Here is a 13,551-nt window from a genome sequence, read left to right as displayed (position 1 = left end):
TGGGTGGTTTATGCTTGTTCGTGATGGCTGTCATACTAGGGCGGCTAAAAAATGCTCACAAATACAGTATTTCGATATGCTCCATGCCGTTTTGATATGCCCCTGAAAGGTCCGTTGCCATGACTCTGAAGCAACTGCGTTATCTGATCACCATCGCCGAGGCTGGCAGTTTCTCGGCGGCGGCGCGCAATGCCTATATCGCCCAGCCGGCCTTGAGCCGGCAGATCGGCATGCTCGAAGAGGAGCTGGAAATGCGCCTGCTGGAACGCCAGCATGACGGCGTGGTGCTGACCGATGCCGGGCGCCGGCTCTACGAAGTGGCGCGCTCGGTGATTCAGAAAATCGACTCGGTCAAGGATGAGCTGGTCTCCACCAAGGGCGATCCCAAGGGCCAGGTGTCGATTGCTATTCCGGTAGCGGCATCGGCGCTGTTGCTGCCGCTGATCATCACCCAGGCGCGGGAGAAGTTTCCCGGTATTGAGGTACATGTACGTGACGGTCTGAGTACTGAAGGCGGGCAGGCGATTGAGCTGGGCAAGGTCGATTTTGGTGTGGTGCCCAATGCCGAGGAGCTTGAGCATGTTCGTGCCGAGCCGGTGCTGGTGGAGGAACTGTGCTGGTACGGGCGTATCGACATGCCAACCCTGGGCCCGACTATCCGGTTTGCCGAGGCGGCGGCTTCGCCGTTGGTGATGGGGCCGCGTTCGCTGCATTTGCGCCGGCGCCTGGAGCAGGTGGCGATGCAGCAGGGGGTGGCATTGAATATCTGCTACGAGCAGCATTCGGCCCAAGGCATCAGTAGCCTGGTCAGGAGCGGGCTGGCGGCCACCATTACCAGTTGGCCGGCGCTGGAGGAGCAGTTCCATCCACAGGCGCGCCGAATCATCGAGCCGAGTATCCGCCGCACTGTGTCGATTGCCTACTCGGTACACCGGCCGCTGACCTTTGCTGCTTCCTGCATGCGCGATCTGGTGCGTAACCTGCTGCTGGACCTGGCACGCTCTGGCCGTTGGCACGCCGAGCCGGTGGAGCCTGGCCCGGCGGCTGATGGCGACTAGGGCATCAAAATGCCCTTAGCGATGGTATTGCGCTGAATCTCGCTGGTGCCGGTGAGGATGCGCATCATGCGGCTGGCGCGGAACAGCAGCTCCACCGGATGGCCCTGGATCAGCCCGGCCCCGCCATGCACCTGCACGGCGCGGTCGATGATGCTGAAACAGGTCTCCGAGACGAACAGCTTGCACATCGAGGCCTGAGTGCGGATATCACCGCCGGCATCGTATTGCGCGGCGCTGGTGTAGACCAGGCTGCGCGCAGCCGTCAGCTCGGTGGCCATGTCGGCAATCATGTGATTGACGGCCTGGAACATGGCGATCGGCTTGCCGAACTGGCTGCGGCTGCGGGCATGCTGGATTGACAGTTCCAGCGCCAGTCCGGCCATGCCGAGCATGGTCGGGCAGTGCAGCAGACGGTTCAGGGTAATCCGCCCCATAGCCAGCTTGAAGCCCTGGCCTTCTTCACCAATCAGGTTGGCGACCGGCACCTTGACGTTATCCAGAACGATATCGCCATGGCTGCCCTTGCCGGACATTACCCCGTAATCATCCTTTACCGTCACGCCGGGTGCATGCAGATCGACGAAGAACGCCGAGATGCCGCCTGGTTTGCCATCGCTTTCGGTCTGCGCCAGCAGCACGGCGATATCAGCGTAGGAGGCGCCGGAGATGTAGCGCTTGCTGCCGCTGAGCAAATAGTGATCGCCGTCGCGTACGGCCTTGGTTTTCAGCGCCGAGGCGTCGGAGCCTGCATCGCTTTCGGTCAGGGCGAAGCACACCGCCTTGTCGGCATGGCACACCGGCTGCAGGAACTGCTCGATCTGCAGCTCGCTGGCGACCTTGAACAGGTGGCCGATGCGTGGCGGGCCGCTGAGTTCGCCGAGAATATGCGGCGCCAGTTGGGTGCCGCTCAGCACGGTGGCCTCTTTGACCGCGCACAGGTCGACCACACTGAGCCCGGCGCCGCCCAGTTCGGCGGGCAGCATCACATTGTAGAAACCTTGCTCGCAGGAGCGTTTCCACAGATCGCGCAGCAGTGCCTTGGGCGGGGCCTCACCCCACTGCAGGCCCTCGCGTTGCTCCAGCGGTTTGATTTCGTCGTTGACGAAGGCCTTGATGCGCTCGATCAGCGCCTGAGCTTTTTCACTGGGTTGAATCATGAGTTGTCTCCGGATCAGATCTTGCGCGCCACGCCCTGCCAGTACGCGTCGCGTACCAGGCGGCGGACCACCTTGCCGTTGGGGTTCTTGGGCAGTTCGTTGACGAAGTCGACGCTGCGCGGTTTCTTGAAGCCGGCCAGGTGCTGGCCGCAATACTGGATGATCTCTTCGGCGCTGAGCTGCTGACCGGGCTTGAGGACCACCACCGCCTTGATCGCTTCACCCCATTGTTCGTCGGGTACGCCGACCACCGCCGCCTCGAAGATCTGCGGCAGGCTGTAGAGCACCTGCTCGACTTCGGTGGGATACACGTTGAAGCCGCCGGAGATAATCATTTCCTTCTTGCGGTCGACGATGAAGATGTAGCCAAGCTCGTCCACCGTGGCCAGATCGCCGGTCAGGTAGTAGCCGTCACGCATGACCTCGGCGGTCAGTTCCGGGGCCTGCCAGTAGCCCTGCATGATGTCTTCGCCCTTGGCGACGATTTCACCGATCTCGCCTGGCTTGACGTCTTCAAAGTTGTCGTTGACCACCCGTAGGTCGGTTTCGAAATAGCAGCGCCCACAGGACGCCAGACGCTTGTTGTCGCCATTGAGGCTGTCGATGTGATCGCGCTCGGTCAGCACGCTGACCAGCGAGCAGGTTTCCCCGGCGCCGTAGCCCTGGGCCAGAATCGGGCCAAATACCTGCATGGCGCGCTTGACCAGCGCGGGTGCCATCGGGGCAGCGCCGTAGAGCACCAGGCTCAGGCTGCTGAGGTCGTAGTTCTCGACCCCGGGGAAGTTGACCAGACGGTTGATCATCGCCGGGACCAGGAACAGGCGGTTGACCCGCTCGCGCTGAATGGTCTCCAGCAGCTTCTGATCGTCGTATTGCTCGATCAGTAGGTTGCAGGCACCCACCGCCAGCAGCGGCATGATCTGCATGCCGCTGGCATGGGTAATGGGGCCTACATGGGCCATGACCTCGCCGGGCTGGGCGCGGCGGGTAGGGCTGTTGCTGCTCTTGCGGATCAGCGCCTTGCGGTTGCCGTAACTGAGCATCGCCGCCTTGAGCACTCCGGAGCTGCCGGAGGTGTAGTGCAGAACGGCCAGTTGCTCATCGGCCGGGTCGGCGTTGATCGGCTCGGGGCTGCCTTTGAGCAGCAGGTCCTGGTAGTGAATGTCGCCACCATCGTCGTCCAGGCTGATGATCCACTGGAGCTTGGGTAGCCGCTCGCATTGTTGTTGCAGGGCCTTGGCGAACGCCGGGATGGTGATGACCGCACTGCTGCACGAGTCTTCCAGTACCCGGACGATTTCTTCAATCGACAGCCGGGCATTGATCGGCACCTTGACCATGGCGGCCTTGTAGAAGGCAACTTCGGCTTCCACCAGCTCGACCCGGTTGGGGGCCAGAATGGCGATATGGGTGCCGGCACTGAGACCCAGGTTGAGCAGGCCTGAGGCCAGGCAATTGCTGCGATATTCCAGTTCGGCATAGGTGAGGCGTTTGCGCGAATCGACTACGGCCTCGTGGTTTGGCCAGTAGCGTGCGCTACGGGTCAGGATTTTTCCCAGATTCACGGGCATTCCTCTGCATCGGTTGTTGTTTGGAGGCAATCCTACAAGCGCCGGTTAAACGCCTGCCAATACAACAAATTGATGGTTGGTATGCCGGTTCGATATGGGGTGGGTGCGGCCTGCTATTTGGCCGGCACCCAGTCACTGGCAATCAGATTATCGTTCTTGCGCGCCTTTTCGGCTTTTTTGCGGGCACTGATGCTGGCGACGCACTGGTCGTCGTTATTGAGAATGACGATGCATTCAAGGCACTGGATGCATTCGTCGTAGTCGATCTTGCCGTTTTTGTGGATGGCGTTGATCTCGCAGTGGTTCTTGCAGTGCTGGCAAGGCTGGCCGCAGGCGTCGATGCGCTTTAGCCAGGAGAACAGCCGCAGCTTGCCGAGGATTGCCAGACCGGCGCCCAGCGGGCAGACATAACGACAGTAGAACTTGTGAATGAACAGCCCCAGTGCCAGCAGGCTCACGGCGTAGAGTACGAACGGCCAGGTGCGGACGAAGAACAAGGTGATCGAGGTCTTGAACGGCTCGACCTCGGCCAGGCGCTCGGCCAGGGTCAGCGAATAGAAGGATACCGGCACCAGAACGATCAGGATCAGGTACTTCAGCCACTGCAGTTTTTGGTGCAGCGGGTCAGGTACTTTCCACTGCTTGATCCGGAGCTTTTTCGCCACCCAGCCGAGCATTTCCTGCAACGCGCCGAATGGGCACAGCCAGCCACAGAACAGCCCGCGGCCCCAGAGGAACAGGCTGACGAAGGTGAAACTCCAGAGGATGAAGATCACCGGGTCCATCAAAAATACCGTGATATCGAAGTCCTGCCACAGCGCCAGAAACAGGGTGAAGATGTTGACCACCGAGAGCTGGCCCTGGGCATACAGGCCGAGAAACACCAGGGTGAAGATCAGAAAACCGGCGCGCAACTGATGGAAACGGCGGCTGTTGCGGCTGAACTGGTGCTGGTTGATGAAGATCCAGCTCAGCAGCGCCAGCGCGGCGATCACCACCACAATCTGCCACCAGCGCTCCTGCCACATGCGCAACCACATGGGCACGGATTTGGTTGCCACCGGTGGGGCCTGAATCTCGAACAGGGATTCATCTAGGCTGAACGGCTGAGTGAACTGAGTACTGCTGGAAATCAGATGGTTGCGTTGCAGGGTCACGTTCAGTTGCAGCGCGGTGTCGCCAACCGGGTTGTAGCCGGCATGTGGCTTGATACGGAAGATATGCGCGGTCAGTTGCTCGGCTTCGAGTCCGGGGATGTCCGGCAGCAGGTCGCTGCCCAGGTCCATGTCATGTAGCTCGATCGGGTGGCCGTTCTGCACCAGCACTACCCGGCTCGGCGCGCTGGCGGGAATGAAGTCGTCCGGTACATGCCGGTAACGTCCACGTGAGATGATCAGCAGAGCCTGTTCTCCATCCTTGAGTTGTTCCATCACTTGACCAAAGGCCGGTTCGCCCAACAGGTTGCGACCAATGCTGGGCGCGTTGAGGTAGGCGAACCACAGCTCGCTGAAGGGCAGCTCAGGGTCATCATCGAGCTGGCTGTAATGGCTCAGCGAGTGGCCCAGAGCCTGTTCTACCTGGGCATCGTCCAGGCGCCAGTGCTGGAGGTAGCCGCGCTGCAACAACTGGCCCCACTCCAGCGGCTCGAACAGCTCCGGGCGGGCGATCGCCAGCGGTCCCTGGGCAAACCCCTCAAGCAGATTGCGGGCGACCTCCATAGCGGAAATCATCACTGTTTCGTTGAGAATCACCACCGAGACCGTGGCCTTGCTGACCCCGTCGAACTGATGCACCGAGTCGCTGCCGCCGCTGCGCCGGCCACCGACGATGATCGGCTTGCCGATGTTGGTGTTGCGGTACTGGTCGATGAAGTTGAACAGCGACTGCTCACCCAGACCATGCAAAAACACCGGCTCGTGGTGTTCGAGGATGTGGATGCCAGTGAGGGTGCCCTGTGGGTCCATGCCGATCAGCAGGCGGATCGGTTTGCCGGAAAAGCCCTGCAGGGTCGAGTAGTCATTGGACTCGAAGGCGTAGCCGATCAGCTCGTCCAACTGGTAAACCGGGTAGACCGCCGGGCTGGCCAGCTTGTCGTCGATCCGGGTGGCTTTGGGAAACAGGCTCTGAATCTCGTCCTTGAGTGGTACGGCGTGCAGGGCGCTGCTGAGCAGCAGACTGCCGAGCAGGATCAGACGAGCGAGCATGGGTGCCTCCGTGGCTTCTTGTTTGTTATAGGGTGACGGCCAGCCGGTCGCCTGGATTGCCACGACGCTACGCGTCTCGCAATGACGGTGTGGGTGCGGGCCCGCCAGCACAGCCTCGCACCAACTCCCGTCATCGGGTCAGTACGGCCTTGCACTAACTCCAGTCATCGCGAGGGCCGTAGGCCCGTGGCGATCCATAGTCCTGTGTGATGGGGTCAATGCTTGATCAGTGGCGCTGCGCTCGCCATGCAACTTGGGGAGGGTAAAACCGCTACTTCAGTCTAGGGTGACGGTCCAGATGCTTAAAAAGCGTTGCTTAATGCGGTAGTCTGCATACCTATAACTACAACACTTGATGCCGGCGCCATGTCCCACGATATCAGTATGCTTCGCAAGTTCGTTACCCCGGAGATCATTTTCGGCGCAGGGTCGCGCAAAACCGTTGCCAACTATGCGTCCAACTTTGGCGCCAGGAAGGTCTTGCTGGTGTCCGACCCCGGTGTGCAAGCCGCCGGCTGGGTGAGCGATGTCCAACAAAGCCTGCAGGAGCAGGGCATCGGTTATGTGTTGTTCACCCAGGTTTCGGCTAACCCGCGCACCGAAGAGGTGATGCACGGCGCCGAGGTTTACCGGGCTGCGGGCTGCAACGTCATCGTCGCCATCGGTGGCGGTAGCCCTATGGATTGCGCCAAGGCCATCGGCATCGTGGTTGCCCATGATCGGCACATTCTTACCTTTGAGGGCGTGGATACCATTCGTGCTCCAGGCCCGCCGCTGATCTGCATTCCCACCACCGCCGGCACTTCAGCCGATGTCTCGCAGTTCGTGATCATTTCCGATCAGCAGGAGAAAGTGAAGTTCTCGATCATCAGCAAGGCGGTGGTGCCCGATGTCTCGCTGATCGACCCGGAAACCACCATGACCATGGATGCGTTTCTGTCTGCCTGCACCGGGGTCGATGCGCTGGTTCATGCCATTGAGGCCTTCGTCTCCACCGGCAGCGGGCCGATGACTGACGCCCATGCGCTGGAGGCCATGCGCCTGCTCAACAGCCACTTGGTGCCGATGATCGCCAACCCACAGGATGTGGCGCTGCGTGAGAAGGTCATGCTCGGTAGCCTGCAGGCCGGTCTGGCGTTTTCCAACGCGATTCTCGGTGCGGTGCATGCGATGTCGCACAGCCTGGGCGGGTTTCTCGATCTGCCGCATGGGCTGTGCAACGCGATTCTGGTCGAGCATGTGGTGGCGTTCAATTTCGATGCTGCGCCCGACCGTTTCAAGGTCATCGCCGAGACTTTGGGGATCGATACCCGTGGGCTGACCACGCCACAGGTACGCCAGCGCCTGGTGCAACATTTGATCGAGCTGAAGCAGGCGGTTGGCTTCCAGCAGACCCTGTCGATGCATGGGGTTTGCACCAGTGATTTGCCGATGCTGTCGCTCCATGCCATGGATGACCCCTGCATCCTCACCAACCCGCGTGAGTCCAATCTGCGCGATGTCGAAGTGGTGTATGCCGAAGCGCTCTGATCAACGCGGTGATGTGCTGACCGGGCTGCTGGGCCTGGGTTCGCACTCTTCGCGCAAGAACTATTACCCCGAACTGCTGATCCGGCTGGAAGAGCTGGAGGCCGAGCGCAATCGCTACAAGTGGTTGTTCGAGAATGCCGCACTGGGGATTTTTCAGGCCAGCCTGGAGCGCGGGTTGCTGGCCGCCAACCCGTCAATGGCCAAACTGCTGGGCTATCCGACGGTTGATGAGGTAGTGCAGGCCTACCCAAGCCTGGCAGAGGGCTTTTTTATCGGTGGCCGCGAAGAGTTTCAGAGTATTCGCAAGACCTTGCTGCTCAACGGCGAGCTTACCGGCTATGAAACCCAATTGTTGCGCGAAGATGGCCGGGCCATCGATGTGCGCATGAGTCTGCTGCTCAAGCCGGATGCCGCTGAGTCGGTGGTTGAGGCTTTCGTCGCCGATATCACCGAGCGTAAGCAGGCCCAGGCGGCGATGCAGCGACTCAATGATGAGCTGGAGCAGCGGGTACAGGAACGCACCCGTGAGCTGGAAGCGCTGAACGATCATCTGCGCCACGAGATCATCGAACGTGAGCGGGTGCAGTGGGAACTGCGCGATGCCCGCGATGCCGCCGAACAGGCCAATCGCAGCAAGGACCGCTACCTGGCCGCAGCCAGTCATGACCTGCTGCAACCGCTGAATGCCGCCCGGTTGCTGCTGGCGACCTTGCGCGAGCGCTCGCTGGAAGCCGCTGAGGCGCAACTGGTCGAGCGCTCTCACAGTGCCCTGGAAAGCACCGAGGATCTGCTGACCGACTTGCTCGATATCGCTCGTCTGGACCAAAGCAGCGTCAAGCCGGAGTGGGGCGATTATGCTCTGGCCGACATTGTTGATCCGCTGGTTGATGAGTTCCGGGCGGTGGCCGATGTCGCAGGCCTGCAGTTGCGCTCACGTCCGGGGCACTGGGCAGTAAGGACCGACTATCGGCTGCTCAGCCGGATTTTGCGTAACCTGCTCAGCAACGCCATTCGCTACACCGACCAGGGCCGGGTGCTGATTGGCTGCCGGCTCTGGGGTAGCCGACTGAGCATTCAGGTCTGGGACACCGGGCGGGGGATTCCGGCGGACAAGTTCGACGAAATTTTTCAGGAGTTCAACCAGCTTCAGGGCGCCAGAGCCGGCCAGCGCAAGGGTGTGGGGTTGGGGCTGGCCATCGTCGAGCGGATCACCAATCTGCTCGACACCCGTATCACATTGCGCTCGATTGAAGGGCGTGGCTCGATGTTCGCGGTTGATGTGCCTCTGGCCCGCATGGCCCCAGCCACGCCCCAGGTTGCTCCCGGCCTGATCGAACAGCTCAGTACCCCGTTGCAGGGGCGACGGCTGCTGGTGATCGACAACGAGCCGATCATTCTCGACAGCATGCGTGACCTGCTTGGCCAGTGGGGTGCGCAGGTCTATCTGGCGCTGGATGCCGCAAGCTCGCTGGACGTCTTGGGCGATGACATGCCGGATGTGATTCTGGTCGATTATCACCTGGATGAGGGGCGTACTGGTGATGAGGCGGTCAGTCTGTTGCGCGAGCATTTCCAGCGGTCGATCCCGGCCATCATGATTACCGCCGATCGCAGCGAGCACTGCCAGCAGACCTTGCGTGAGCTGGGCATCCCGGTGCTGAACAAGCCGGTCAAGGCCGGCAAGCTGCGAGCCATGCTCGGGCAGATGCTCAAAAGCTGAGATCATTTGCGACTTTGGTATTGCGCCTGTCAGTACCAAAGCACAGTACCCAGCGGCGAAACCGCCTTTCACCATGACTGGAAATCCATAACGGAGTGATGCGTCATGCAAGCCCTGGCCTTGCCTGTCACACCGGCAGACGGGCGTGACTATCAACTGTATCGGCATGCCAACGGTCTGCACTGCCTGCTGATCGCTGATCCGGCGGCCAGTCGGGCCACGGCGGTGGCGCTGGTCGATGTCGGCAGTCACGATGAGCCCGATGCCTATCCGGGGCTTGCCCATCTGCTCGAGCACCTGTTGTTCATGGGCTCGGCCGGTTATCCGCAAGCGGGCAGCTTTCCTGAACGGGTCAGCCGTTGGGATGGACGTTTCAACGCCAGCACCGCGCCGGAGCGCACGCGGCTGCACTTCAGCGTCAGCCCCGAGGGGTTGGACGAGTGTCTGGCGCATCTGCTCGATATGCTGGCGCAGCCATTGTTCAGCCCGGCGCTGGTGGCCAGTGAACGTCAGGTGATCGATGCCGAATTCCGTACCCGGCTGGCCGACCCGGACATTCATCGTCAGGCGGTGCTGGGCTTGTGTTTCGATCCCCGGCATCCGGGGGGGCGTTTCTCTGCCGGCAATGCCGAGAGTCTGGCTGCCGAGCCGCAACGCCTGGCGAACGAACTGCACGATTTTCATCGACGCTACTACCGCGCCGGGGCAATGACTCTGGTGGTGCATGCACCAGCGAGTCTTGAGCATTTATCGAGACTGGTTGAGCAGCTTGGACGGAGCTTGTCGGCGGGCGAGCGTGAGCCGCGCCAACGGCCACAGCCCATGCTGCGCTCGCCCGCGCAGCTGATTGACTGGTCTGGCCCCGGAGGCTCCAGCAGTTGGACCCTGCTGTGGTCACTGGCGAATCTGCCGGCCGAATCGGCCGCGGCCAACTGGCTTCTGGCCTGGCTCAACAGTGCGGCTCCGGCTGCGGCTCTGGGCTGGTTGCGGCGCCAGGGAGTGGTGCTGAACTGGCAGGCGCGGATCGAGCCGGGTGTCAGCGGTCCGGCGCTGCTGGTGATTGAACTGGAGCCGTTGTCACCAGCGCTGGACGTCGCCACTTTGCTCAGTGCCTGGCAGCAATGGCTGGCCGCGCTGGCCGCGACCGGTCCAGAGGGTTGGCCCTGTGAGCAACGGCAAGACTGGGCTGATCAGGCGTTCAGCCGTGGGCCCCAGGGTGAACCCTTGATCTGGTGCGCCCAGTTGGCCGAACGGCTGCTGCGTCAGGGCGCCGAGCAGCTTCTGAAGAGCGAAGACTGGCAGCGTCCTGAGCCACAGCTATGGCAAGTGTTGTTGACCGCGTTACAGGATGCACCGCATGTACTGCGTTGCAACGCTGGCCAGATTACGCCTGAGCAGTGCCGCTGGACAGCTACCTCCTATGCTTGCCAGCCCTTGCGACGGACGCCCCCGCCGATCACTGGTATTGCACTTGCACCGGACGACTGGCCGGCCTGGGGACGCCGGAGCCGCGCAGAGCAGGGGGCGGCTCAGACAACAATGCCACCAGGTGTGCGCCGGCTCGGCAATGAGCCGGTTGGCACCTGGCAACGGACCCGCCTGGCCTGGTGCTGGCCTGCCGAGCAGGCCGACTTCAACAGTCTGAGCGGGCTGGTCAGGCTCTGGCAGTTGCAATGCGAAGTGCTGGCCGAGCAGGCCAGTTTGCGGGCCGTGCAGCTCGACTGGCAGGCGTTGGAAGGGCGTATAGAGCTGACTTTGAGCGGCCCGCGCGAGGTTTTGCCCGAATTGCTCGGCGAACTGCTGGCGAGCCTGAACCCTCCGAGCGAGACTGAACTGACGGTGCTTTGGCGCTTGCAGCAGCACGATCATCGTCAGCGTGTGCAGGCCTTGCCGGCCTACCGGCTGTTGCAGCGCTTGCAGGATGGGCCGGATCAACTGTTGAACGCCCCGGTGTTGACGCTGGCGGATTGGCGGCGCTTGTGTGCCCAGGCTCAGTTGCTCTGGCTGCATCCGCAAGATTGGTCGGGCGAGTCTGACGGCGTCATTGCTGGCCACCTGAGTGAACGCTTCCCGGCCGTGGCCGCGCCGTTCTCCTGGGACTGGAGCTTGCCGTTCATGCAGTCCGGACCGGTGCCTTGTGCCCATCCGGATCGGGCCCTGGTGGTCTGGTTGCCGGCGCCGACTGCCGGGTCACTGATGCACATCGGCTGGCGCTTGCTTGAACACTGGCTGGCGCCGGCGTTCTTCGACCAGTTGCGCACCCGCCAGCAACTCGGCTACTGGGTGGTTGCGCGCTATCATCCATTGTCCGGCTGGCCGGGCATACTGCTGTTGGTCCAGTCACCGAACCAGCCGCTGACTCTGATCGATGAGGCGGCAATAGCCTGTCTTGAACAACAGCACCAGTATTTGCGGGAGCTGCCGTTCGAGCAGGTGCGCCAGGCTGCGGCTCGCCTGGCAGCAAGTATCCAGACCCGGCGGCAAACCGCCGACGGCGCTTTCGACGCTGCCTGGCAGGCGGCACTCTACCCACTGCAGTCGTCGCTGGACGAGCAATTGCTGACGCTGCGCACCCTCTCCGAGCGGGACTGGCAGCACCTGCTGCACAGTTTCTTCATCCAGGCCCGGCGTATCCGTCTGGTCAGTGCCCAGCCGGGTTGATTCAAGAGCTGTTTAGTGCCTGGACCGCTACCAAGGTAGTGCTGGTAGCACATGCCAAAGCATTGATTGGTCGAGGCTTTTTGCCTGCCACCAAAGACTGGTGGATTCGCGCCCTTGGCAGAATGGGGTGGTTCCCGAGGCTTTCCGATAATCGGCCCGACGGCATTACAACGTCAGCCATGAATCCATCGGAGAGCACAATGAACAAGAAAAAGATTGCCAGCCCGCTGTTGACTGCACTGGCCGCAGCCATCATCAGCGCACCCGCATCCGCCGCCATCACCCTGTACGATCAGGATGGCACGACTTTCTCTGCGGACGGCTACATCAACGTTTTCTATGTCCATTCGGATGTCGACAGCGCCGATCCGGCCCGCGAGCGCAAGCAGTCGCGGGTGAAAATGGGCTTTCTGCCCAACTACATCGGTTTCAACATGGGCAAGGACATGGGCGATCTGCAACTGGGCGCACGCTCCTCGTTCTGGGTCACCATCAATGACAGCGAAACCAACGGCACCGCGACCGACATCGATGTGCGTCAGTTCTACGGCACCATCGGTGGCGACTGGGGTGAGTTCCTGGTAGGTAAGGACTTCGGTCTGTTCGCCCGTTCCAACATTTTCGTCGACGAGTTCCTGGCCGGCTACGGTCAGGTCAGCGACACCCTGGGGCTGGTTGATTTCGGTGGCGTGTCCTTTGGCAACATTGGCAGCGGTTATCCCTATCCGTTCCCGACTGCGCAGATCACCTACCGCTCGCCGGTCATGAATGGCTTCCGGGTGGCTGCCGGTATCATGGATCCGGTCGATACCACCGATGATTCGCTGGTGGGCAAGAACTATCAGGACCGTCCGCGTTTCGAGACCGAGATCACCTATCAGGCCCAACTGGGTGGTGTCGACCTGTTCACCTGGATCAACGGCCAGCGTCAGACTTCGAAGAACACCGACAGCAGCGTCGACTCTGTGACCTCCAAGGGCCTTGGTTACGGTGTCCAGGCCAAGATGGGCAACCTGTCGCTGACCGCCTCCGGTTTTGATGCCGAGGGTGTCAACCCGTTCTTCACCAATAACGCCGGTCAGGCGCAACTGCGCGAGATCGACAGCAAGGGTCACCTGCTGCAGGGTTCCTACAAGTTCGGCAAGAACCGTCTGGCGCTGTCCTACGGCAAGACCAAGGACGACGGCAACGGTATTGGCGTCAAGGCTGACTACAAGACCCGTGGTGTGGCGCTGTTCCACAGTGTCAACGACAACCTGACCCTGGTTGGCGAGTACAACCGCTTCGAGCTGGATGATCGCACTAACAGCCTGAAGCTGGAGAAAACCAGCACTGTGGCGCTGGGTGTCGCGCTGAGCTGGTAAAACCGGCAAGGCACTACCAACAACCGGGGCTTGCCCCGGTTGTTGCGTTTTGGGTCACGGCGGGTGGCCATTACTTCCAAGGTTTATTCACCCAGTACCGAAGTAGTATGTCGAGCCCGGTGGCCGCTCCCTACAATCAAACTAGACCCACCCTCGCGATGACGGGGAAGAGGATGACAGGGCAAGAGAATGCCGGTGACGTGCTTCACCCCACCGTCATTGCGAGGCACGAAGTGCCGCGGCAATCCATCGGGGTTGCTGGGAGTACGGACTGGATCGCCACGGG

At 61.4% G+C, this 13,551-nt stretch carries 8 protein-coding genes; 5 read left to right on the top strand and 3 right to left on the bottom strand.

Annotated features, from left to right (window positions below):
• The first annotated feature begins 119 nt into the window (after nt 1–119).
• Nucleotides 120–1,058 (top strand): LysR family transcriptional regulator, encoded by a 939-nt coding sequence (locus C2846_RS14105; protein WP_119701743.1) that lies wholly within the window; start codon nt 120–122, stop codon nt 1,056–1,058.
• Here C2846_RS14105 and C2846_RS14100 read toward each other — a convergent pair.
• The 3 genes from C2846_RS14100 to C2846_RS14090 all read right to left on the bottom strand — a co-directional run bounded on the left by C2846_RS14100 (nt 1,055) and on the right by C2846_RS14090 (nt 5,990).
• Nucleotides 1,055–2,215, bottom strand: coding sequence for an acyl-CoA dehydrogenase family protein (locus C2846_RS14100; RefSeq protein WP_119701742.1), 1,161 nt, complete (start codon nt 2,213–2,215; stop codon nt 1,055–1,057). The two genes, C2846_RS14105 and C2846_RS14100, sit on opposite strands and share 4 nt — an antisense overlap.
• A gap of 14 nt (nt 2,216–2,229) precedes the next feature.
• Nucleotides 2,230–3,780: a class I adenylate-forming enzyme family protein gene (locus tag C2846_RS14095; protein ID WP_080051217.1), complete on the bottom strand. Its 1,551-nt coding sequence runs from the start codon at nt 3,778–3,780 to the stop codon at nt 2,230–2,232.
• Nucleotides 3,781–3,899: 119 nt separating this feature from the next.
• Nucleotides 3,900–5,990, bottom strand: a complete 2,091-nt coding sequence (locus C2846_RS14090) for a NosR/NirI family protein (RefSeq protein WP_119701741.1) — start codon at nt 5,988–5,990, stop codon at nt 3,900–3,902.
• Nucleotides 5,991–6,356: 366 nt separating this feature from the next.
• On the opposite strand from C2846_RS14090, the gene ercA reads away from it, so the two are divergent.
• The 4 genes from ercA (at nt 6,357) to C2846_RS14070 (ending at nt 13,265) form a co-directional block, all read left to right on the top strand.
• Complete coding sequence (ercA, locus tag C2846_RS14085; protein ID WP_119701740.1) at nt 6,357–7,520, top strand: alcohol dehydrogenase-like regulatory protein ErcA; 1,164 nt, start codon at nt 6,357–6,359, stop codon at nt 7,518–7,520.
• Nucleotides 7,504–9,240, top strand: a complete 1,737-nt coding sequence (locus tag C2846_RS14080) for a hybrid sensor histidine kinase/response regulator (RefSeq protein ID WP_119701739.1) — start codon at nt 7,504–7,506, stop codon at nt 9,238–9,240. Before ercA ends, C2846_RS14080 begins: the two co-directional genes overlap by 17 nt.
• A 105-nt stretch (nt 9,241–9,345) precedes the next feature.
• On the top strand, nt 9,346–11,901 hold the full coding sequence (locus C2846_RS14075) for an insulinase family protein (RefSeq protein ID WP_119701738.1): 2,556 nt from the start codon (nt 9,346–9,348) through the stop codon (nt 11,899–11,901).
• 200 nt (nt 11,902–12,101) lie between these two features.
• Nucleotides 12,102–13,265: a porin gene (locus C2846_RS14070; RefSeq protein WP_080051212.1), complete on the top strand. Its 1,164-nt coding sequence runs from the start codon at nt 12,102–12,104 to the stop codon at nt 13,263–13,265.
• Nucleotides 13,266–13,551: the final 286 nt, after the last annotated feature.

Source organism: Pseudomonas jilinensis, from assembly GCF_003586265.1.
In the GTDB taxonomy this organism is placed as follows: domain Bacteria; phylum Pseudomonadota; class Gammaproteobacteria; order Pseudomonadales; family Pseudomonadaceae; genus Halopseudomonas; species Halopseudomonas phragmitis.
Note: the sequence above shows the minus strand (reverse complement) of the source record. Positions and strands in the feature narration are given on the sequence as shown.